The 20,578-nt window shown below is 69.0% G+C and carries 21 protein-coding genes; 7 read left to right on the top strand and 14 right to left on the bottom strand.

What is annotated here, in order from left to right; all coding sequences use genetic code 11:
* Positions 1–69 precede the first annotated feature (69 nt).
* Both SK803_RS05320 and SK803_RS05315 read right to left on the bottom strand, forming a co-directional pair.
* Positions 70–954, bottom strand: coding sequence for an ADP-ribosylglycohydrolase family protein (locus SK803_RS05320; RefSeq protein WP_319964615.1), 885 nt, complete (start codon positions 952–954; stop codon positions 70–72).
* 6 nt (positions 955–960) lie between these two features.
* Complete coding sequence (locus SK803_RS05315) at positions 961–1,665, bottom strand: SDR family oxidoreductase (RefSeq protein ID WP_319964614.1); 705 nt, start codon at positions 1,663–1,665, stop codon at positions 961–963.
* 70 nt (positions 1,666–1,735) lie between these two features.
* On the opposite strand from SK803_RS05315, the gene SK803_RS05310 reads away from it, so the two are divergent.
* A complete protein-coding gene (locus tag SK803_RS05310; protein ID WP_319964613.1) occupies positions 1,736–2,536 on the top strand; it encodes a LysR family transcriptional regulator in 801 nt (266 codons plus the stop codon).
* Here the strand turns inward: SK803_RS05310 and SK803_RS05305 are convergent.
* Positions 2,511–3,062 (bottom strand): hypothetical protein, encoded by a 552-nt coding sequence (locus SK803_RS05305; RefSeq protein ID WP_319964612.1) that lies wholly within the window; start codon positions 3,060–3,062, stop codon positions 2,511–2,513. The two genes, SK803_RS05310 and SK803_RS05305, sit on opposite strands and share 26 nt — an antisense overlap.
* A gap of 98 nt (positions 3,063–3,160) precedes the next feature.
* Between SK803_RS05305 and SK803_RS05300 the strand changes: the two genes are divergently transcribed.
* Positions 3,161–3,682 (top strand): HNH endonuclease, encoded by a 522-nt coding sequence (locus SK803_RS05300; protein ID WP_319964611.1) that lies wholly within the window; start codon positions 3,161–3,163, stop codon positions 3,680–3,682.
* A 17-nt stretch (positions 3,683–3,699) separates the two neighbouring features.
* Here the strand turns inward: SK803_RS05300 and SK803_RS05295 are convergent, their stop codons facing one another.
* The 3 genes from SK803_RS05295 to SK803_RS05285 all read right to left on the bottom strand — a co-directional run bounded on the left by SK803_RS05295 (position 3,700) and on the right by SK803_RS05285 (position 7,616).
* A complete protein-coding gene (locus SK803_RS05295) occupies positions 3,700–6,522 on the bottom strand; it encodes a vitamin B12-dependent ribonucleotide reductase (RefSeq protein ID WP_319964610.1) in 2,823 nt (940 codons plus the stop codon).
* Positions 6,523–6,591: 69 nt separating this feature from the next.
* Entirely contained in the window at positions 6,592–7,062 is a 471-nt protein-coding gene (gene nrdR / locus SK803_RS05290) for a transcriptional regulator NrdR (RefSeq protein WP_086666468.1), read from the bottom strand.
* A 272-nt stretch (positions 7,063–7,334) separates the two neighbouring features.
* Positions 7,335–7,616, bottom strand: coding sequence for a hypothetical protein (locus tag SK803_RS05285; protein WP_319964609.1), 282 nt, complete (start codon positions 7,614–7,616; stop codon positions 7,335–7,337).
* A gap of 234 nt (positions 7,617–7,850) precedes the next feature.
* Between SK803_RS05285 and lexA the strand changes: the two genes are divergently transcribed.
* Positions 7,851–8,528 (top strand): transcriptional repressor LexA, encoded by a 678-nt coding sequence (gene lexA / locus SK803_RS05280; RefSeq protein WP_319964724.1) that lies wholly within the window; start codon positions 7,851–7,853, stop codon positions 8,526–8,528.
* A gap of 27 nt (positions 8,529–8,555) precedes the next feature.
* Here lexA and SK803_RS05275 read toward each other — a convergent pair whose 3' ends face one another.
* Positions 8,556–9,284, bottom strand: a complete 729-nt coding sequence (locus tag SK803_RS05275) for a GbsR/MarR family transcriptional regulator (RefSeq protein WP_319964608.1) — start codon at positions 9,282–9,284, stop codon at positions 8,556–8,558.
* Positions 9,285–9,392: 108 nt separating this feature from the next.
* Between SK803_RS05275 and SK803_RS05270 the strand changes: the two genes are divergently transcribed.
* Entirely contained in the window at positions 9,393–10,517 is a 1,125-nt protein-coding gene (locus SK803_RS05270) for a cytochrome P450 (protein ID WP_319964607.1), read from the top strand.
* Between the two features lie 171 nt (positions 10,518–10,688).
* Here the strand turns inward: SK803_RS05270 and SK803_RS05265 are convergent, their stop codons facing one another.
* The 3 genes from SK803_RS05265 to SK803_RS05255 are packed head-to-tail and all read right to left on the bottom strand — an operon-like array spanning position 10,689 to position 13,625.
* Entirely contained in the window at positions 10,689–11,642 is a 954-nt protein-coding gene (locus SK803_RS05265; RefSeq protein WP_406601484.1) for an SdiA-regulated/phytase-like domain-containing protein, read from the bottom strand.
* Entirely contained in the window at positions 11,639–13,099 is a 1,461-nt protein-coding gene (gene hflX / locus SK803_RS05260) for a GTPase HflX (protein WP_319964606.1), read from the bottom strand. The genes SK803_RS05265 and hflX overlap by 4 nt, the downstream gene beginning before the upstream one ends.
* Before the next feature lie 25 nt (positions 13,100–13,124).
* Positions 13,125–13,625 carry an ArsR/SmtB family transcription factor gene (locus SK803_RS05255; RefSeq protein WP_319964605.1) on the bottom strand — a complete coding sequence of 167 codons (501 nt, stop codon included), beginning with the start codon at positions 13,623–13,625 and terminating at the stop codon, positions 13,125–13,127.
* A gap of 55 nt (positions 13,626–13,680) precedes the next feature.
* Here SK803_RS05255 and SK803_RS05250 point away from each other — a divergent pair, with 55 nt between their 5' ends.
* Complete coding sequence (locus tag SK803_RS05250; RefSeq protein WP_319964604.1) at positions 13,681–14,922, top strand: MFS transporter; 1,242 nt, start codon at positions 13,681–13,683, stop codon at positions 14,920–14,922.
* Positions 14,915–15,796 (top strand): SMP-30/gluconolactonase/LRE family protein, encoded by an 882-nt coding sequence (locus SK803_RS05245; protein ID WP_319964603.1) that lies wholly within the window; start codon positions 14,915–14,917, stop codon positions 15,794–15,796. Before SK803_RS05250 ends, SK803_RS05245 begins: the two co-directional genes overlap by 8 nt.
* Here the strand turns inward: SK803_RS05245 and dapF are convergent.
* Genes dapF through SK803_RS05230 form a run of 3 tightly spaced genes read right to left on the bottom strand, consistent with a single transcriptional unit; the run spans position 15,793 to position 18,187 of the window.
* Positions 15,793–16,614 carry a diaminopimelate epimerase gene (gene dapF / locus SK803_RS05240; protein WP_319964602.1) on the bottom strand — a complete coding sequence of 274 codons (822 nt, stop codon included), beginning with the start codon at positions 16,612–16,614 and terminating at the stop codon, positions 15,793–15,795. The genes SK803_RS05245 and dapF overlap by 4 nt on opposite strands.
* Positions 16,602–17,510 carry a tRNA (adenosine(37)-N6)-dimethylallyltransferase MiaA gene (miaA, locus tag SK803_RS05235; protein WP_319964601.1) on the bottom strand — a complete coding sequence of 303 codons (909 nt, stop codon included), beginning with the start codon at positions 17,508–17,510 and terminating at the stop codon, positions 16,602–16,604. The genes dapF and miaA overlap by 13 nt, the downstream gene beginning before the upstream one ends.
* On the bottom strand, positions 17,507–18,187 hold the full coding sequence (locus SK803_RS05230; protein WP_319964600.1) for a class III extradiol dioxygenase subunit B-like domain-containing protein: 681 nt from the start codon (positions 18,185–18,187) through the stop codon (positions 17,507–17,509). The genes miaA and SK803_RS05230 overlap by 4 nt, the downstream gene beginning before the upstream one ends.
* A 169-nt stretch (positions 18,188–18,356) precedes the next feature.
* Here SK803_RS05230 and SK803_RS05225 point away from each other — a divergent pair, with 169 nt between their 5' ends.
* Positions 18,357–19,718, top strand: coding sequence for a DUF349 domain-containing protein (locus SK803_RS05225; RefSeq protein WP_319964599.1), 1,362 nt, complete (start codon positions 18,357–18,359; stop codon positions 19,716–19,718).
* Between the two features lie 55 nt (positions 19,719–19,773).
* Here the strand turns inward: SK803_RS05225 and SK803_RS05220 are convergent, their stop codons facing one another.
* The gene (locus SK803_RS05220; RefSeq protein WP_319964598.1) at positions 19,774–20,532 is read right to left on the bottom strand and encodes an RICIN domain-containing protein; all 759 of its coding nucleotides are present in this window, start codon (positions 20,530–20,532) and stop codon (positions 19,774–19,776) included.
* Between the last annotated feature and the right edge of the window lie 46 nt (positions 20,533–20,578).

The raw sequence follows: 20,578 nt of genomic DNA, 5'->3' as shown, positions 1-20,578 counted from the left end.
TTCCTCCAGGTTTCACCTGAAGAGGAGGTTACGAGCGTTCGGCCAAAAACTCAACACGTGATGAATAAATCACTCGCGACTCACCCAACCGGGGAGCTCCTCGCGGTCCGCGCGCCACTCCGGTGGAGCCTTCGCGATGATGCCGCCGACGATCGCGGCGGTCGTGTCGATGTCACCGCCCGCCTTGACGCACGTCGTGATGGCGGCGCGGTAGTCGTCGAGGTGGTGAGCGGCGACCCAGAGCGTGAACGGCACGGTGTCCTGCGCCGTCACGCGTGAACCGTTGCCGAGGACGTAGGCCGCCTCCTCGGCGTTGTCGATCTTGCGCGCCTTCTCGATCCCCCTGCGCACGAACGAGTCTTCGAGGTGCTCGACGACGCTGCCGAGCATGTCCCGCGGTGGCGACCCGGACAGCCTGGCCATCGTCGCGATGGCCGCCGCGTGCGCCACGGCCACGCCGCCCGCGATGCCTTCCGGGTGCTGGTGCGTGACCTCGCTGGCCTTGATCGCCTGCTCCGTCACGACCTTCGGGTCGTCGGCGAAGTACGCACCGAGAGGCGCGATCCGCATGGCGGCGCCGTTGCCGCACGAGCCCTGACCGTCGAACGCTCTGCTCGCCGCCTCTTTCCACGGCGTGCCCTGGCGGATCTTGCGCAGGATGATGAACGCTCCCGCACCGTACCCGCGGTAGGGCTCGCAGCGGTCGGCGAAGATCGCCGCGAGCCGGTTCTGGTCGATGTCGCCGTGATCACGGAGCTCGGCGACGAGATTGCAGGCCATTTCGGTGTCGTCGGTCCACTCCCAGGGCCCTCGTGGCGGCTTGCCGGCCACGAGGTCGGGCAACGAGCGGCCGACCATGAAGAACTGTGCGCCCAGAGAGTCGCCGACGGAGAGCCCGTCGAGCGAGTCGTATGCGAGGTCCAGGCGCGCACGAGCATGCAGAACTATGCGCATCGCCTGTCATTTTACCTTGCCCCGCAACGGATTACAGGCGAGCACGGTGCCTCCGTCGACCGTGCGGATCGTGCCGGTCGTCCACGGCTGTGTCATCAGGTACAGGTACGCGTGCGCGATCTCCTCGACCTCACCGACCCGCTGCAGCGGCAGTGTCCTGGCGACGTCCGCGTAGAGCTGGTCGGCGTCCGGCCCCCACAACGGGCTGCGCACCACGCCGGGGCTGACCGCGTTGACCCGCAGCGGCGCGAGTTCCACGGCCAGTGCCTTGGTCAACGCCTCGACGGCGCCGCAGATGCTCGCCGCGACCGCCCAGCCCGGTCCCGGCCGGTCCTTCGCGATGCCGGTGGTGAGGGTGATCGACGTGGTGACGCTGGCCGCCTTCACCGCGTCGAGCACGCTGAAGTACCTGAGGCCGAAGAAGGTCCTCGCGCGATCCCGGTCCAGGCCGCCGATCTCCATCAGCTCGAGCGGCTCCCCCGCCGTGTACACGAGGTGGTCGATCTCGCCGATCGCCGCGAAGACGTCGACCACCGCGGTGGGATCGGTGAGATCAGCCGCGTGCGTGGCGATTCCCTGCTGGGGCTGCGGTTTGCGCGAGACGATCGTGACTTGCGCGCCCGCGTCCCGTGCGGCTTGAGCCGTCGCCAGGCCGACTCCCGAAGAACCGCCGAGGATCGCGACCCGTTGTCCGTCCAGTGTGGATTTCATGGCTCCAGCCTGCTCCCGCGACGGGCGCGTGGTCCAAGACTTGTCCGGTCGCCTGCCATACCCTGGAGGTATGGACCTGGACCTGCGGAAGCTGCGCTATTTCGTGGCGGTCGCGGAGCAGCTCAACTTCGGCCGCGCCGCCGAGGCGCTGCACATCGCGCAGCCCGTGCTGTCCCGGCAGATCCGTGCGCTGGAAGCCGAGCTGAAGGTGCAGCTGTTCGACCGCTCGCCGAAGGGCACCGCGCTGACTCCGGCCGGTGCGCAGCTGCTGGCCGACGCCCGCCCGTTGCTCGCGCAGGCCTCGGCGTTGCGGCGGCGCGTCGGCGTGGCGGACACGTTCACGGTCGGCTTCATGCCGGGCCTGATCATCACGCCCGCGGTTCGCCTGCTGGCCACGCGGCATCCCGGGCTGCGGGTCGACGTGCTGCGCACGACGTGGGAGGACCAGGTCGAGGTGATCCACGACGGACGCGTGGACGTGAGCTACGTGCGGTTGCCCGTTCCGGAAGCCGGTCTGCGGTTGACGCCCGTGTTCAGCGAGCCGCGGGTGGCCGTGGTGCCGTCGACACATCGGTTGGCGGGCAAGGAGAGCGTGCTGGAGACGGACCTGTCCGGCGAACGGCGCGTGCGGCACACCGACCCGCCGGGGTTCCGGTCCGTCGAGGAGAAGCTGGAGCACGTCGCGCTGCACGGCGGCGTCGCGATCCTGCCGCTCTCGACGGCGGTGTTCTACTCGCGCGACGACCTCGTGCACGTGCCGATCGAGGACATCGCGCCGAACGAGGTGGCGCTGGCGTGGGCCGAGCACCGGCACACGCCGTTGATCGCCGAGTTCGCGGAGATCGTCACCGCGACTGCCCGGCAGGTGTGAAGACGAAGCTGTCGCGGAACCCGCCCTCGCCCCGCCTCGTCGCCATCAGCCGCAGCTCCGGCATGAAGTGGAAGAACACGAGCGAGCCGGACCGGTCCGGGTAGGCCAGCGTCTTCGAGTACTTCGGATTGGTGCCGCCCAGCCACAACGGCGGTTCGCCGTACTCCGCGATCACGTCGTCGAGCACGCAGTCCCGTTCGCCCAGCACCCCGGGGATCCGGCTGTCCGCGTCCAGCGACAACCAGCCCTGCCGGTGCGCGAGATCCGCGTACACCGACGCCATGACGTCCTCGCTGCGGTGGCCGAGCACCTCGTGCACCGCGCCGCTGACCATCGCCGCGTTGGCCGCGCCGCGCGCCACCAGTGCGTCGAGCTCGGTCTGCCACCGATCCGTGCGGTCGTCGGCGAACGCCAGCGCGTCGAGCAGGTTGAGGATCACCGCCTCGCCGCCGTACATGCCAGGTCGCCGGACAGCGGCGTTGAGCTGACCGAGCAGGTAACGGCGTAAATCGTCGAACGAACGCATCTCTCCCCCTTCGCCGCGTTGTTTTATCAGCTGCCCGCATGTGAAACGCAATCGCCCGCGCCACCGACAGGAAGGTCAACTCAACTGGGGAGGGCACTATGGGCCTCGGCAACGAGCAGATCGTCGCGTACTGGGTCGAGCACGAGATCGACCTGGCCGTCGACTGGAGTGAAGCCCACGAACGGTGCTGGCGCTGCGGATACAAGGCCGGGCTGGCGAAGTGCCACATCGTGCCCGCCGCGCTGGGCGGCACGGACAGCGCGGACAACCTGGTCCTGCTGTGCGGCCGGTGTCATCGTGAAGCGCCGAGCCACCAGGACCCGCAGTACCTGTGGCGGTGGCTGCGGGCGACGTGCGTCTCGTCCCACGACACGTACTGGACGTTGCGCGGCTGGGAGGAGTTCGAGGTCATCTTCGGCAGGAAGCCACTCGAGTGCTTCAAGGAGGCCGAGATCGATCACCGCGCGCTGAACGCCGAATGCCGCGCGCTGGCGGCCGACGAGTTCGCCAGGACCGTCACCCACTTCGGGGAGGGCCGGCTCAACCCGTCGACCATCGCCTGCGTGATCGCGGAGGTCGAGAAGAAGCTGGCGGACCGCCACGGCATCGCATTGCCGTGACGGTCCGCCAGTGGTGATCAGCTGCAGCCGGAGGTGCTGCCGCAGCCCTCGCACAGGTAGCACGAGCCGGCCGGGCGCATCTTCGTGCCGCAGGTCATGCACAGCGGCGCGTCAGCGGCCTTGCCCAGGTGCAGCTCCAGCAGCTCGGTCGAGCTGCCGACGTGCTTCGGGGTCTCGACCGCGGCCTCGACCTGCTTCGGAGCCGCCTCCACCGAACCGCGCAGACCCTCGAGGTCCACATCGGACGACGGCGCGCCGTACTCGCCCGCGACCTGCGCTGAACGCTCGTCGGCGGTGAAGATGCCGAGCTGCGCGCGCTTGTCGTAGGACAGGTAGTCCAGCGCCAGGCGGCGGAACAGGTAGTCCAGCACCGACGTCGCGATGCGCACGTCCGGGTCGTCGGTCATGCCCGCCGGCTCGAAGCGCAGGTTCTGGAACTTCGAGACGTAGAACTCGAGCGGGATGCCGTACTGCAGGCCCACCGAGATGGACATCGAGAACGCGTCCATCACGCCGGCCAGCGTCGAGCCCTGCTTGCCCAGCTTGACGAAGATCTCGCCGAGGCCGTTGTCCGGGTAGGAACCGGCGTGCAGGTAGCCCTCGGCGCCACCGACCGTGAACGACACGGTCTGCGACGGGCGCTTCTTCGGCAGGCGCTTGCGGACCGGGCGGTACTCGACGACCGTCTCGGTCTTGGCCTCGGCGCCCTTGTTCGCGCCCTTGCCTGCGGACAGCGGCTGGCCGACCTTGCAGTTGTCGCGGTAGATCGCGAGCGCCTTCAGGCCGAGCTTCCAGCCCTGGTAGTAGATCTCCTCGACGTCCTCGACCGTGGCGTTCTCCGGCATGTTGACCGTCTTGGAGATCGCACCGGACAGGAACGGCTGCGTGGCCGCCATCATCCGCACGTGGCCCATGGGCGCGATGGAACGCTCGCCCATCGCGCAGTCGAAGACCTCGTAGTGCTCGCGGCGCAGGCCCGGGGCGTCGACGACGTGGCCGTGCTCGGCGATGAACTCGACGATCGCCTCGATCTGCTCGTCCTGGTAGCCCAGCGACTTCAGGGCGCGCGGCACCGTCTGGTTGACGATCTGCATCGAGCCGCCGCCGACGAGCTTCTTGAACTTGACCAGGGCCAGGTCCGGCTCGATACCGGTGGTGTCGCAGTCCATCATCAGGCCGATGGTGCCGGTGGGGGCCAGCACGGACGCCTGGGCGTTGCGCCAGCCGTTCTTCGCGCCGATCTCCAGCGACTGCTGCCACGCCTCGGTCGCGACCTTGTGCGTCGCGGCGTCGTTTCCGCCGTAGGTGCGGATCAGGTCGTTGGCGGCGGCGTGCTTGCGCATGACGCGCTGGTGGGCCGTGGCGTTGCGCTTGTAGCCGTCGTACGCGCCGACCATGCCCGCGAGCTCGGCGGAACGGCGGTACGAGACACCCGTCATCAGCGAGGTGATGGTCGCGGCGAGCGCGCGGCCGCCCTCGGAGTCGTACGCGTGGCCGGTCGCCATCAGCAGTGCGCCGAGGTTCGCGTAACCGATGCCGAGCTGGCGGAACTTGCGGGTGGTGTCCGCGATCGGCTCGGTCGGGAAGTCCGCGAAGCAGATCGAGATGTCCATCGCGGTGATGATCAGCTCGACGGCCTTGGCGAACGTGACGGCGTCGAAGCGGCCGTCGTCACCGAGGAACTTCATGAGGTTCAGCGACGCGAGGTTGCAGCTCGAGTTGTCGAGGTGCATGTACTCCGAGCACGGGTTGGACGCGGTGATGCGGCCCGACTCGGGGCAGGTGTGCCAGTCGTTGATCGTGTCGTCGTACTGGATGCCGGGGTCGGCACAGGCCCACGCCGCCTGGGCGAGCTTGCCGAACAGCGACTTGGCGTCGACGCGCTCGATGACCTCACCGGTCTGACGCGCGCGCAGGCCGAAGTCGCCGCCGCTCTCGTAGGCGTGCATGAACTCGTCCGACACGCGGATCGAGTTGTTGGCGTTCTGGTACTGCACCGACACGATGTCCGCGCCGCCGAGGTCCATGTCGAACCCGGCGTCGCGCAGCGCGCGGATCTTGTTCTCTTCCTTCGCCTTGGTCTCGATGAACTCCTCGACGTCCGGGTGGTCGACGTCGAGAACGACCATCTTGGCCGCGCGGCGGGTCGCGCCACCGGACTTGATGGTGCCCGCGGACGCGTCGGCGCCGCGCATGAACGACACGGGACCGGACGCGGTGCCGCCGGAGGACAGCAGCTCCTTCGAGGAACGGATGCGCGAGAGGTTCAGGCCGGCACCGGAGCCGCCCTTGAAGATCAGGCCCTCCTCGCGGTACCAGTTCAGGATCGACTCCATGGTGTCGTCGACCGCGAGGATGAAGCACGCGCTGACCTGCTGCGGCGAGGTCGTGCCGACGTTGAACCACACCGGCGAGTTGAAGCTGAACACCTGGTGCAGAAGCATGTAGGTGAGCTCGTGCTCGAAGATCTCGGCGTCCTGCTCACCCGCGAAGTAGCCGTGCTCCTTGCCGGCGCCCACGTAGGTCTTCACGACGCGGTCGATCAGCTGGCGCAGCGACTGCTCGCGCTTCTCGCTGCCGACGGCACCGCGGAAGTACTTGCTGGTGACGATGTTCGTGGCGTTCACCGACCAGAACTCGGGGAACTCGACACCGCGCTGCTCGAAGTTCACCGAGCCGTCGCGCCAGTTCGTCATGACGACGTCGCGGCGCTCCCAGGTGACCTCGTCATAGGGGTGACTGCCCTCGGTGGTGTAGACGCGCTGGACCTTCAGCGCGGCAGGCTTCGCAGCCGCCCGTGCGGCTGTCTTCTTGGCTGAGCCGCCGACGGTCTCGGTCACGGTGGATCTCCCTCGTGCTGGTGCGTGGAAAAGAAAGATGGTGGCTTCGCGCGCTTTGAGGCACGCGGATCACTGCTCGGCCGGTACGTCCTCGGCTCTCGCAGTGCGAAGATCAAGAATTTCCTTCTCGAAGTCCTCGACGGACGAGAAGGACCTGTAAACGCTCGCGAAGCGGAGGTAGGCAACTTCGTCGAGTTCCCTCAGCGGACCGAGAATGGCGAGGCCCACCTCGTGGCTGGCGATTTCCGCACATCCCGTCGACCGGATCGACTCTTCCACTCGCTGGGCGAGCTGCTGGAACGCGTCCTCGTCGACCGGGCGGCCCTGGCACGCCCTGCGCACGCCGACGACGACCTTGTCGCGGCTGAACGGCTCCGTCACCCCGGAGCGCTTGACCACGGCGAGAACCGCTTCCTCGACCGTGGTGAACCTGCGGCTGCAGCTGTTGCAGGAGCGTCGACGACGGATCACCTGTCCCTCGTCGACCTCACGGGAGTCAACGACCCGTGAGTCCGAATGACGGCAGAACGGACACCGCACGCCAACTCACCCCTTCCCCAGCGCAGCACCCGCCGCAGCAGCCACACTGGTCGGGTTACCCACAACCTGTGGACTACTTACAACGGTGTAACCACTAGATGTAGGGGTAGAACCTAGATCGCAGCGGACGCCGACGCAACTCGACACGGCGCGTCGCGTGTCACTCTGTTGGGGGAACCGCGAGCGATCAGCGGTGATTACGCAACGACGCCCGCACATGACGGAGTGAACACGTCACGCCGGGCGCCGGAACACAAGATGTAGGGGCAGGCCTACGGGGTGACCCCCACCTGCTGGAGGTAGAGCACGCCGAGCGCGATGACCGTGAGGGCGCTCAGCACACCCATGGCGACGAGTTCGAGCATCGACTCGCGTTTCGGCCGGACCTCGCACGAGCTCGACTCGCGCGACGTGACCACCACGACCGGGCGCGGCCTGGTCGCCGGGCGCCTCGGCATGACGCGAGGACCCGAACGGAGTGGACGTCCCGCTGCGACGGCTGCGACGTCGGTGTCCTCAACTACGCGCAACCGCTTCTCGACGAGCACCGCCATGACGCCCTCCATCGCAGGTCAAGTACCTTGATCGAACAGGGGTTCGATCGAACGTCCGTGCGAATTTCTACCACGGGGACCCGCCGGACGCCACAACACGCGCCCAAATACCTCGAACAGGTGTTTGATCTGTGCAGCAAACACGACTACCGTCGACCACGAAGATCGACGGAGGCCGGAATCCCATTCGAACTGGGGGCGGCGAGGAGGACAGCGACCGTGGCAGGCAAGACGATCGACCCAGACCCCGCTCTTGTAGAGACAGAGGTAAGTGAGATCGCAGGTAATGCCGGCCTGACTTTGCGCCAGCGCAAGGTGCTCGACGTGATTCGCGACTGGGTCGACCGTTTCGGCTACCCGCCGAGCGTGCGGGAGATCGGCGAGGCCGTCGGCCTCACGTCGACCTCCTCGGTCGCGTACCAGTTGCGCGCGCTGGAGCGGAAGGGCTTCCTGCGCCGCGACGCGAACCGCCCGCGGGCAGTGGGGATGCTGCCGCCCGAGATCGACCCCGGCCTCGACCCGATGTCCAAGCCGACGCCCGCGTACGTGCCGATGCTCGGCCGCATCGCCGCCGGTGGCCCGATCCTGGCGGAGGAGTCGATCGAGGACGTGTTCCCGTTGCCGCGCGAGATCGTCGGCGAGGGCGAGCTGTTCCTGCTGCGCGTCGTCGGCGACTCGATGATCGACGCCGCGATCACCGACGGCGACTGGGTCGTGATCCGCAAGCAGCCGACCGCGGACCAGGGCGAGATCGTCGCCGCCATGATCGACGGCGAGGCGACCGTGAAGACGTTCAAGCGCAAGGACGGCCACGTGTGGCTGATGCCGCACAACACGGCCTACCAGCCGATCAACGGCGACGAGGCCACCATCCTCGGCAAGGTCGTCACCGTGCTGCGGCGCCTGCCGTAGTTCTTCCGGCGCTAGTTCTTCCGGGCTCTAGTTCTCTCCCCTGGCTCGCTTCTTCTTCTCGAAGAAGTCCAGCCACTTCTGCCGCGTGGACTCCATGTCCACGACGACGAAGCTGAAGAACTGCCCCATGTCCTTGAGGCGTGCACCCACTGGGGTGTCGAGACCGAAGATCTCGGCACCGTCCAGTGCGGTGTGCGCCCAGGTCGAGTTGCGCTGGGCGCTGGACAACCACGCGCGGTACCAGATCTCGTCGTCGAGGAAGTACCGCATGCGCTTGCCGTCGCGTTCACCGCGCAACAGGTCCAGCTGCTGCAGGTGGGTCGTCGACCGCGAGATGGTGCCGGGACTGACCGACAACCGCAGCACCAGCTCGGTCGCGGACAGACTGCCCTTGTCGGTCATGAAGATCTCGGCGAGGATCCGCGCCGCCGTGCGCGTCAGCCCGGTCTGCACGAACACCGCGACCAGCCTCAGGTGGAACTCCTGCACCTGCCCCGGGCTGCGGTCGAACGAATACGCCTCGTCGTCGACGTCGAGATCGTCCACCGCGGGCATCCGGCGCATCGCCCGCTCGCTCGCCGCCCGGTGCGCGGCGGCCGGCCGGTAGTTGTTGTGGCCTCCGTTGCGCGCCACTTCCCGCTGGATCGTGGACGCCGGCCTTTGCAACCGCCTCCCGATTTCGGAGTACCCCAGCCCGTCCCACACCCACTGGGCGATGAGCTGCCGTTCCTCTTCATCTAGCCGCTTACCAGGCACAACCCCATGGTGCCTTGCGCTTCAGGCCATTGCAATGAGTCTTTTGACTTCGTCCGCAAACGTTCTTAGCTTGCAGGTAGGGGAAAGACCTCGTTGCAAGGGGGAGCAATGCCACTCAGCCCGATGACGTTCCCGGACGGGCACGTCGGCTGGCGAGCACACGACCACGCCACCGTGCGCGCCGTGCTCGCGGACCACCGCTTCAGCATCCGGCCGGACCTGATGCACAACCCGTTCGGCCCCGGCAGCCCCGGCGACGCGCCGCCGTCACCGCCCGGCGCGTTCACCGACCACGACCCGCCGGACCACACCCGCTACCGCGGCAGGCTCACCGGGCAGTTCACCGTCCGCCGGATGCGCCTGCTCGCCGAGCGGCTCAAAGCCATCACCGCCGACCACCTCGACGAACTGGCGGCACAGGGTTCGCCCGCGGACCTGGTGGCGCACTTCGCGGTGCCGGTTCCGGGCCTGATGATCTGCGAACTGCTGGGCGTCCCGTACGAGCGCCGCACGGACTTCCAGCAGGACGCCATGCTGCTGACCGGTGCCAGCGGCGCGGGAGCCGACGAGGCCGCGGAGATGTTCGCCGCGTTCGAACGGCTGCAGGGGTTCATGCTGGAAATGGTCGCGGCGAAGCGCATACAGCCGACCGACGACCTGCTCAGCGACCTCGTCAACGCGAATGCCTCGTCGTCGGGCAGCGATCTGACCGACGACGAGATGGCCGCGATGGGCATGGCGCTGCTCGGCGGCGGGCTCGACACGACGACGAACATGCTGTCGCTCGGCACGCTGGAGCTCATGCGCTCGCCGGAGCGGGTGGACGCGATGCTGGCGAATCCCGACGCCGCCGTCGAGGAGCTCCTGCGATATATCAGTCTGACGCCGGCCACGGCGCGCACCGCGTTGGAGGACGCCGAGATCGACGGCGTCCTCGTGCGCGCGGGTGACACGGTGTTCGTCGAGCTGGGGTCGGCCAACCGCGACCCGGCGCGCTACGCCGACCCCGACGTCCTCGACCTGGCGCGCGGGGCGACCGGCCACCTCGCGTTCGGACACGGCATCCACCAGTGCATCGGGCAGCACCTGGCCCGGATCGAACTGAAGATCGCCTTTCCCGGCCTCTTCACCCGGTTCCCCAAGCTGCGTCTCGCCGTTCCCGAGGACGAGCTGCCGCATCGGGCGAGCCTGGTGATCGGCGGCCTGGAACGCATGCCCGTCGCCTGGGACTGACCGCCACATCCGATATATCAGCTCCTAGCAATGAGTCTTTTGCCGACGTCGTCAAAAGACTCATTGCTAAAGGGCAGGTCAGCAAGGGTGCGCGAAGATCGGGAACTGGGTGAACGGCCCAGTGAACGGCGCAGTGAACGGCCCCAGCGAACGGCCCAGTGAACGGCGCGGTCAGGCGCGGCGGCGGAAGCGGAGGCCGATGACGAGGGCGGCGATGAGGACGAGGCCGCCGAGAGTCAGCGCCAGGGGCCAGTTCTGCCAGGAGGAGCTCGGCGAGTCCGGTGACGACGACTGGGGTTGGTCGGCCACTGGTGGAGGTGTGGTGGTCGTCGGCGCGGGTGGCTGGGCCAGCGCGGCGGCGCCTGCCACGGACCGGATCGGGGTGCCGGCGCCTTCGGAGGCCGAGAGCAGGGTGCCGTCCGGGTCGAAGGCGATGGCTTCGCCCTGGGGATCGTTGGGCAGGGGGACGCGGACCGGGTCGCCGGAAAAGGCTTTGGCGATGTCGCCGTCGGGGACCGGGTAGAGGTAGGCGTCGGTGTAGGTGCGCAGGGCGATGACGGAGCCGTCGGACATCGAGGCGGCGCCGGTCACCAGGCGTGAGTCGAGGGTGCCTTCCAGGGGGCCGCCCGGGGTGTCCGTCGTCGACAGGGACACGCGGGTCACCTGCTCCAGCGGGACTGACACGTCGGTTCGGAGCGGGGCCGTGGGGCGATACACCAGCGCGGAGCCCAGGGGTTCCTTGGTGATGATGTACGGGATACCGGTCTTGTCGATGAGCAGGGCTTCGGCGTCGTGTTTGCCGTCCGGGTAGGTGACGCGGTACCGCTCCACGGCGCCCGTTGGTGAGACCTTGTGCAGGGCGACCGTGGTGCGGGACTTGTTGTTGTCGCCGGTGTCGGAGGCCCAGAGGGTGCCGTCCGGCGTCATCGCGAGGTCTTCGACGTCGTAGGGGTCCACGGGCGCGGTGATCGTGCGCGTCACCACGCAGTCGCGGCCCATGACCTGGATGCGCAGCGTGCCGTTGTCGCTGTCGCTGACGGCGAAGAACTGCTTGCCGTCGGACGTGAGCCCGGAGAGCTCCTGCATGGCTACCGGGCACACGTCCACCGGTGGAGGCGGGATCAAGCAGGCGTTCCGTTCGTCGCGAACTCCTCGAGCACGCCGGCGAGGTCCGGGCGCACTCGGGCGTTGAGCAGCGTGCCCGACTCCGTGTGCTTCTCGGACAGCACTTCGCCGTCGCGGTGCACGCGGGCGACCACCTCGCCGCGTGCATACGGCACGAGAGCTTCGACCACCACCTCTGGGCGTGGCATCAGCTCGGCGATGCGGACCCGCAGTTCCTCGATGCCGAGGCCCGAGTGCGCCGACACGAACGACGCGTCCGGGAACAGGTGCCGCAGCCGGGCGAGGCCCAGGTCGCCCACGGCGTCGATCTTGTTCACGACCAGCAGCTCGCGCGGCATCGCCGCGCCGGTCTTCTCGTTGATCTCGGAGATGACCTCGCGCACGGCGCTGACCTGCTTCTCCGGCATGGCGTCGGAGCCGTCGACCACGTGCACGAGCAGGTCGGCCTGGCCGACCTCCTCCAGCGTGGAGCGGAACGCCTCGACCAGCTGGTGCGGCAGGTGCCGGACGAAGCCGACCGTGTCCGTCAGCGTGTAGGCCAGGCCCTCCGGCGTCTCCGCGCGGCGCGTCGTCGGGTCGAGGGTGGCGAACAGCGCGTCCTCCACCAGGACACCGGCGCCCGTCAGCGCGTTGAGCAGCGAGGACTTGCCCGCGTTCGTGTAGCCCGCGATGGCGATGCTCGGGATCTCGTTCGCCGTGCGGCGGCCCCGCTTGGTCTCGCGGATGACGCCGATCGCGGCGATCTCACGGCGCAGCTTGGCGATGCGCGCGCGGATCCGGCGGCGGTCGGTCTCGATCTTGGTTTCACCAGGACCGCGCAGACCCACGCCGCCGTTGCCGCCACCGGCACGACCACCGGCCTGCCTCGACAACGTCTCACCCCAGCCGCGCAGGCGCGGCATCAGGTACTGCAGCTGGGCCAGCTCGACCTGCGCCTTGCCCTCCTTGGACCGCGCGTGCTGCGCGAAGATGTCCAGGATGAGCGCGGTGCGGTCGATGACCTTGACCTTGAGCTTCTCCTCCAGCTGACGCAGCTGGCCTGGCGAGAGCTCACCGTCGCAGATCACCGTGTCCGCGCCGGTCGACTGCACCACGTCGCGCAGCTCGGAGACCTTGCCGGAGCCGATGTACGTCGCGGCGTCCGGCTTGTCGCGCCGCTGCACCACGCCTTCGAGCACCTCGGAACCAGCGGTCTCGGCGAGGCGGGCGAGTTCGGCCATCGAGGCGTCGGAGTCGGCCGCGGTGCCCTCGGTCCACACCCCGACGAGCACGACCCGCTCCAGGCGGAGCTGCCGGTACTCGACCTCGGTGATGTCCTCGAGCTCGGTCGACAACCCGGCGACGCGACGCAGTGCGGCGCGTTCGACGCGTTCGTAGTCGCCCGTCGAGAAGTCGTCCTCTTCCCACGTCGAGTCGAACTCGGGGTCGAACTCTGTGCTCTGGATGTTTTCCGTCATTTGCCCTTCATCGTCCCACGGACAGTTAGTCCCCCGGATACACCGCGAGGTAGATCGCCACACGGGGAACATCCGGCTTGACCGGTTGCGCGGCCAGCTCATCCAACAACGACGCGAGCCGCTGCTTTAGTTCCTCCGGGTCGACGGTGACGACCAGGCGGCTCTGATCCACGTGCTCGAGCCCGATGTCGGCAACCTCGCCGAGGAAAGCGTGCAGCATCGCCTCACCGACGGCGACCACATTTTCGCTGTTGTCGAGCTGCCACGACAGCCCTGTCGACCGATAGGGGATTTCTTTCGCGCCCCGGTTGCCCGCGCGCGGCGGCATCGCCTCCAGGAATCCGGCGGCGACCAGCTTGCGGACGTGGTGCAGCGTCGTGGCCGGATCCTTGCCGAGCCGCTGCGCCAGCTCCTTGTTGGTCAGCGGGCGGTCGAACGTCATGCGGATCATCCGCAGCCGCAGGTCAGAGCTGAGGGCCGCGGCTTCGGCCTTGGTCGCGGGACGTCGGTCCCGGGAGAGCGTCACGAGACCCAGTCTAAGTGATTGACAGCTTCCAATCACTCAGCGCAGACTTCTCGGCATGGCGCTTTGGGGGCACCCCGACTTCCGCAGGCTCTGGGTCGGCGACACGATCAGCCAGTTCGGCGCGAACGTGGGCATGACCGTCATCCCGCTGCTCGCGGTGGGTGTGCTGAACGCGACACCGTTCGAGATGGGACTGCTGGCCGCGGCGAGCACGATCGCGTTCCTGCTGATCGGCCTGCCCGCGGGCGTCTGGGTCGACCGGATGCGCCGCAAACCGCTGATGATCGCGATGGACGTCGCCCGCGCCGCGCTGATGCTGAGCGTGCCCGCCGCGTGGTGGCTGGGCCTGCTCGACCTGCCGCAGCTGATCATCGTGAGCCTCGCGGTGGGCGTGTGCACGGTCTTCTTCGACGTCGCCTACCAGTCCTACCTGCCCTCACTGGTCGGTCGCGGCCAGCTCGTCGAGGGCAACTCGAAGCTGCAGGCCAGCCTGTCCGTCGCCGAGGTCTCCGGACCCGCGATCGGCGGGTACGCGGCACAGTTCCTCGGCGCGGCCAACGGCGTCCTCGCGACCGGGCTGGGCTACCTGAGCTCGGCGTTCTTCCTGGTCCGGATCAAGACCGCCGAACCGGCGCCGGAACGCCACCCCGACCCGCACCTGCGTCGCGAGATCATGGAGGGGCTGCGGTTCGTCTTCGGCAACGTCACCCTGCGCATGATCGTGGCCTGCACCGGCACGTCGAACTTCTTCCACGGCATCCAGAACGCCGTGATGGTGCTGTTCCTGCTGCAGACCGTGGGGCTGAGCGAGGGAACGGCCGGCCTGGTGCTCAGCGCGGGCGGCGTCGGCGGGGTGCTCGGGGCGGCCTTCGCCCACCGGATCGGCCTGCTCGTAGGGCAGGCCAGGATGATCTGGCTCATCCCGCTGCTGACCTGGCCGTTCACCCTGGCGCTGCCGTTCGTCTCGGACGGCTGGGGCCTGGTGCTGCCGATGGCCTGCCTGGCGGTGAGCGTGTTCGGGATCGTCGTCTACAACGTCGGCCAGGTCAGCTACCGGCAGGCGATCTGCCCCGACCACCTGCTCGGCCGGATGAACGCCTCGATCCGCTGGGTGGTGTGGGGCGCGACGCCGCTGGGCGCGCTGCTCGGCGGCGCGCTCGGGTCGTGGATCGGGATCGTGCCGACGATGTGGGTGTCGGTCATCGGCTCGGTGGCCGGGATGGTGTGGCTGTTGTTGTCCCCGTTGCGGTCTATGCGCGACCTGCCGGCGACGTCTAGCGTCGAGGCCCATGGCTGACACCACGGTGCTGCGGGACGGTCTTCACTTCGGCGAGGGACCGCGACGCGGCCCCGACGGTCGCCTCTACTACTCCGACTTCTACGCGGGCGAGGTCCACGCCCTCGACCTCGCGACGGGCGAGGACGAAGTCGTCGTCGCCTTCGACGGCCAGCCCTCCGGCCTCGGCTGGCTGCCCGACGGAAGCCTGCTCGTCGTCTCGATGCTCGACCACACGGTGCGGCGACTGGAGGACGGCAACCTCGTTCTGCACGCCGACATCTCGGATATCGCGACGTTCCACGCCAACGACATGCTCGTCGACGGCGAGGGCCGCGCGTACGTCGGCAACTTCGGCTTCGACCTGCACGGCCTCATCACCGAGGTCGGCATCGCGCGACTGATGGAGCCGGACTTCGAACCGCCGGGCGCCGCGCTCGCACTCGTCCAGCCCGACGGATCCGTCAGCGTGGCCGCCGAGGACCTCAAGTTCCCCAACGGCATGGCCCTGCTGCCCGACCCGACGGGCGAGTCGGAGAGCGGCACCATCCTGGTCGTCGCCGAGACCGTTGCGTTCCACCTCACCTCGTTTTCGGTCGACCGCAACGGATCGTTGCAAAACCGCAGGGTGTGGGCCGATGTGAAGGAGTTCGGCATCGCGCCGGACGGCATCGCGGGCGACGGTGACGGGGTGTGGGTGGCGCCGGCGTTGCAGCCTGCCGTGTTCCGGGTGACCGAGGGCGGCAAGATCACGCACCGGGTCGAGACGACGCAGACGTGCTTCGCCGTCGCGGTCGTCGGGGACAAGCTCGTCTGCCTGACGGCACCCGACTCCCACCCGGACGTGGTCAAGCCCGAGAGGCTCGGGAAGATCGAGGTCTACGACCTGAACTAGGCGAGGGCGTCCCACCAGGACTTGTCGAGCTCGCCGCGGGCGACGAGCACGGCGGGTCCGGTGAGCGTCGACGTCGTCGGCTCGATGGTGACGAACACCTGGCCGCCGAGGACGTCGACGGTCGCCGAGCCGGTGGTCTTGCCCTGACCGGCGAGCCAGGAGGCAACGGACGCGACCGTGCCGGTGCCGCAGGACCGGGTCTCGCCGACGCCACGCTCGTAAACGCGCATCTTCAGAGCACCACCGCGAGGCGAGTCGGCGTCGAGCACGTTGATCAGCTCGACGTTGACGCCGTGCGGGAAGAACACCGGGTCGAAGCCGGGCGGCACGGTGAGGTCGAAGCCGTCGACCGGGACGTCGGTGACGCACGCCAGGTGCGGGTTGCCGACGTCGATCGCGAAGCCGCCGATGCCGTGGCCGTCGACCGCCGCGATGGACGTGCCGGTCACGCGGGCGGGGCCCATGTCGTTGGTGACGGAGCCGTCCGGGTGCGTGGTGACGGTGCGGTCCCCCGCGCGCGTGCCGACGACGAACGTGCCCTGCGGCTGGTGCCCGGCGTCGACGAGGTAGCGGGCGAAGACGCGCAGGCCGTTGCCGCACATCTCGGCGATGGAGCCGTCGGCGTTGCGGTAGTCCATGAACCACTTGGCGTCAGACGTCGCTTCGGAACGCACGACGCGCAGCACGCCGTCCGCGCCCAGGCCGCGCTGCCGGTCGCACAGCGCCTGGACGCGCGCCACCGTCAGGTCCAGCTGGTCATCGAGGTCGGGCAGGATGACGAAGTCGTTCTCCGTGCCGTGCCCCTTCACGAACTCCACGGGACCAGATTACCGGCGGCTTCCAAAAGATCCGGCCGCGCACCGTCCAGCCAGGTGATGCGCTGGTCACGCCGGAACCACGACCGCTGCCTGCGCACGAACCGGCGGGTGGCGCGTTTGGTCTCCTCCGCGGCGAAGTCGATCGTGCACGCTCCGTCCATTGCGGACAGCACCTGCTGGTAGCCCAGCGCCCGGGACGCGGTCTTGCCGTCGCGCAGGCCTAGCCGGACCAGGGCGCGCACCTCGTCCTCCAGACCGGCACCGAACATCACGTCCACGCGCAGGTCGACGCGCGAGTCCAGTTCGGACACCTCGCGGTCGACGCCGATCTGGACGGTGTCGTAGCGCGCGGGGCCGGGCTTGGGAAGGTTCGCGGAGAACGGTTGCCCGGTCAGCTCGATGACCTCCAGCGCGCGCACGATGCGGCGGCCGTTGGACGGCAGGATCGCGATCGCGGCGGCCGGGTCGAGCTCCTGCAGACGCCGGTGCAACGCCTCCGCGCCCACCGACGCCAGCTCCGCCTCGAAGCGCTCCCGCACGGCGTCGTCGGTGCCGGGGAACTTCAGGTCGTCGAGCACCGCCTGCACGTAGAGCCCGGACCCTCCGACGAGGATCGGGGGACGTCCGTCCGCGAGCAGGCGTTCGATGACGGCGCGCGTCTCCCGCTGGTAGGCGGCCACCGACGCGGTCTCGGTGACGGAGAGGACGTCCAGCAGGTGGTGCGGAATCCCGCGGCGTTCGGCGAGGGTCATCTTGGCCGTGCCGATGTCCATGCCGCGGTAGAGCTGCATGGCGTCGGCGTTGACGACCTCTCCCCCGAACCGTTCGGCGAGCGCGACGGCCAGGTCGGACTTGCCGGTCGCGGTGGGTCCGACAACAGCGATGGGGGTGATCACGGGCGCTCCCAGAGGGCGACGTGGTAACCCACGCCGAAAGGTGCGAAGAACTCGGCGCCGGTGCCGCGCCACGGTCCGGGCACGCCGGCGAGGACCTGCCACGCCGCGCGGCCCTGCGCACCCAGCTCACGGGCGAGTTCGGGGTCGATGCCGAGCAGGCCGTCCACGTCGGCGGTGGCCAGCAGGGAGTGCACGTGCTCGTCGAACGGTCCCGAACGCTCGTCGTTCGAGCCCGGCGAGCGAATGCCGTGCCGGGTCGAGCCGTCGCCGAGGATCAACAGCCCGGCGGACTCACCGGCGAGTTGTCGTCCAAACGAGACACATTCGGAAGGGGCCAGGTCAGGCGGTACGAGTTCAACGCGTGACACCTCGACTGCGCAGTGTTCCCGCAGCCACGCGGTGATTAGCACTGGCAACGGAATTCGGGGGTCTGGAGGCAGGTCACCGCCGAGTGATACCGCCACGTCGACCCCGAAACCGAGAAAACTTCCCGACAACGGTGGCACAACGGTCGACGGCCCGCAGGCGTCGACCGCCACCGCGATCCACGGACCGGGCAGTTTTCCTGCCGCCGCAAGGGTTGCGGCGCGCACGGGCTCGGTTTCGGCGGCGGCTCCCGCGACCAGTTCTGGGACCAGAAGAGGTGGGTGGGGCACCACCGCGGCACGGGTGATCACGACGAACGAGGCTACCTATCGTGGACTCCCAGTACCGAGTCGAGCTCTGACCTGTTTGAATGCGCGCGGGGAACTGGGGACGGGAGACCCTCCAGCGCCCGTATTGCATCGGCCCCGCCGCGGCGGGGCGCCCGTGGCAGGCACGGGCGTCAGATGGGAGGAACCGGCGATGTCGGAGCAGGACAGCACACCGGAGGCCGTGGTCGAAGCCGCCCCAGCAGAGGGTGCTGTGGAGGTCGCAGCCGAGGGTGGAGTCGAGGAAACGCCGAAGGAAATCGCGGCGCAGGCGACGCCTCCGGCCGTCCCCGTGGCGTCGGACCACCCTGACCGCTGGGGGCGCGTCGACGCCGACGGCACCGTGTACGTGAAGACCGAGGACGGCGAGCGCGCCGTCGGGTCGTGGCAGGCCGGCGAGCCGGTCGAGGGCCTCGCGCACTTCGCGCGCCGGTTCGACGACCTGCGCACCGAGGTCGAGCTGCTGGTGTCGCGCCTGAAGTCCGGCGCCGGCGACCCGAAGCACGCCATGACCAGCGCGAAGCACGTCAAGGAGCAGCTCGCCGAGGCCGCCGTGGTGGGCGACCTGAAGGCGCTGGCGGCCCGCGTCGAGCACGTGCTGGTGCAGGCAGAGGCCGGCATGGAGAAGGCGAAGGAGGCCAAGGAGGCCGCCCGCGCCCAGTCCGTCGCCCGCAAGCAGACGCTGGTCGAAGAGGCCGAGTCGATCGCCAACGAGTCGACCCAGTGGAAGGTCGCCGGCGACCGCCTGCGTCAGATCCTCGACGAGTGGAAGACGATCCGCGGCGTCGACCGCAAGACCGACGAGCAGCTGTGGCGCCGGTTCTCGAAGGCGCGCGACGCGTTCAACCGCCGTCGCGGCTCGCACTTCGCGGACCTCGACCGGCAGCGTTCGGTGGCGAAGACCTCCAAGCAGGCGCTCGTCGAAGAGGCCGAGAAGCTGATCGACTCCGACGACTGGGGCCCCACGGCCGGTCGCTACAAGGAGCTCATGGTCGAGTGGAAGGCCGCCGGGCGTGCGCCCAAGGAGGCCGACGACGCGCTGTGGCAGCGGTTCCGCGCCGCGCAGGACGCGTTCTTCCAGAAGCGCTCCGAGGCGTTCAGCGAACGGGACGCCGAGTTCTCGGCGAACGCGAAGCTGAAGGAGGAGCTGCTCGCCGAGGCCGAGGCGATCGACCCGTCGAGCGACCTCGAGTCGGCGCGCAACCAGCTCTACAAGATCCAGGAGCGCTGGGACGCGATCGGCAAGGTGCCGCGCGAGCGCATCCGCGAGCTCGAGGGCAAGCTGCGCACGATCGAGGAGAGGGTCCGCGGCGCGGTCGACGCGCAGTGGCGTCGCTCCGACCCCGAGGCCGAGGCCCGCGTGGCGCAGTTCCGCGAGCGCGTGGAGCAGTTCGAGGCGCAGGCCGCGAAGGCTCGTGCCGCGGGCGACAAGCGCCGCACGGAGCAGGCCGAGGCGCAGGCCGCGCAGTGGCGCGAGTGGCTCGCCGCCGCTGAGCAGGCTCTGGCGACCCGCTAGTCAGGTGACGCACCGAGGGCCCCTCTCCCGCGCGGGAGAGGGGCCCTCGGGCGTTTCAGCGGGAGATCTGCCAGCGTTGCGCGGGGCCGTCCTGGCAGGCCGTCACCACGACCGAGGTGCCGAACGGCGGCGAGGCCTCGCCCGGCCCCAGGCACTCCCCCGAGACGGCACTGGCGGCCTGGCCGGAGTTCTTGGCCCGCCACAGCTGATGGGTGCGCTCCCACGAGCAGTCGGCGAGCCGCATCGGCTCACCGCGGACGGCCGCGCCGGTTTCCGTCTCCAGGCACAGGTTCTTACGGGCGTTGCGAAAGCGGAAGAGGTCCGGTGTGGCGCTGGAGAACTCACGCACCCAGCTCCGTTGGACGTCCGCCTCGTACGCGCCCTCCGCCTTCCTCGCGACCAGGAGGGCGTCCAAAGTGATCCCGGTGGTGTCGACCACCTCGCCGGTGTTCCCGGCGATCAGCAGGTAGCCAGGCCCGTCGTCGGCCGGTTTCGGCGCGGGCGGCTGGGGAACGGGGCTGGGCGGCTTCGTGGTCGCGGCCTGCACCGCGGTGGTGGTCGTCGCCGGTGGCGCTGACGACGGAGGCGGCGGTGTGGTCGACGTGGTGGCCGCGTCCGGGGCTGGCCGGTCGTCGAAGCGGGTGCCGGCCACGAACACCGCCGCCAGCACGACGGCTCCGAGGGCCACGCCGCCGAACGCCATCACCGAACGCCTGCGCGGCGAGTGGAAGGTGACGTTGCCGTGCACCTCCCCCGCCATGAAGGACGTGCCGTTGTTCTCGCCGGACATGCTGTTGGACGTCTCGTCCGCCATTCCACGGGACCTCGACTCACCGTTTGAGAGGAAATGGAGCCGAGAC

The organism is Lentzea miocenica, from assembly GCF_033949945.1.
Taxonomy (GTDB): Bacteria; Actinomycetota; Actinomycetes; order Mycobacteriales; family Pseudonocardiaceae; genus Lentzea; species Lentzea miocenica.
This window is presented reverse-complemented; position numbering and strand designations above follow the sequence as displayed.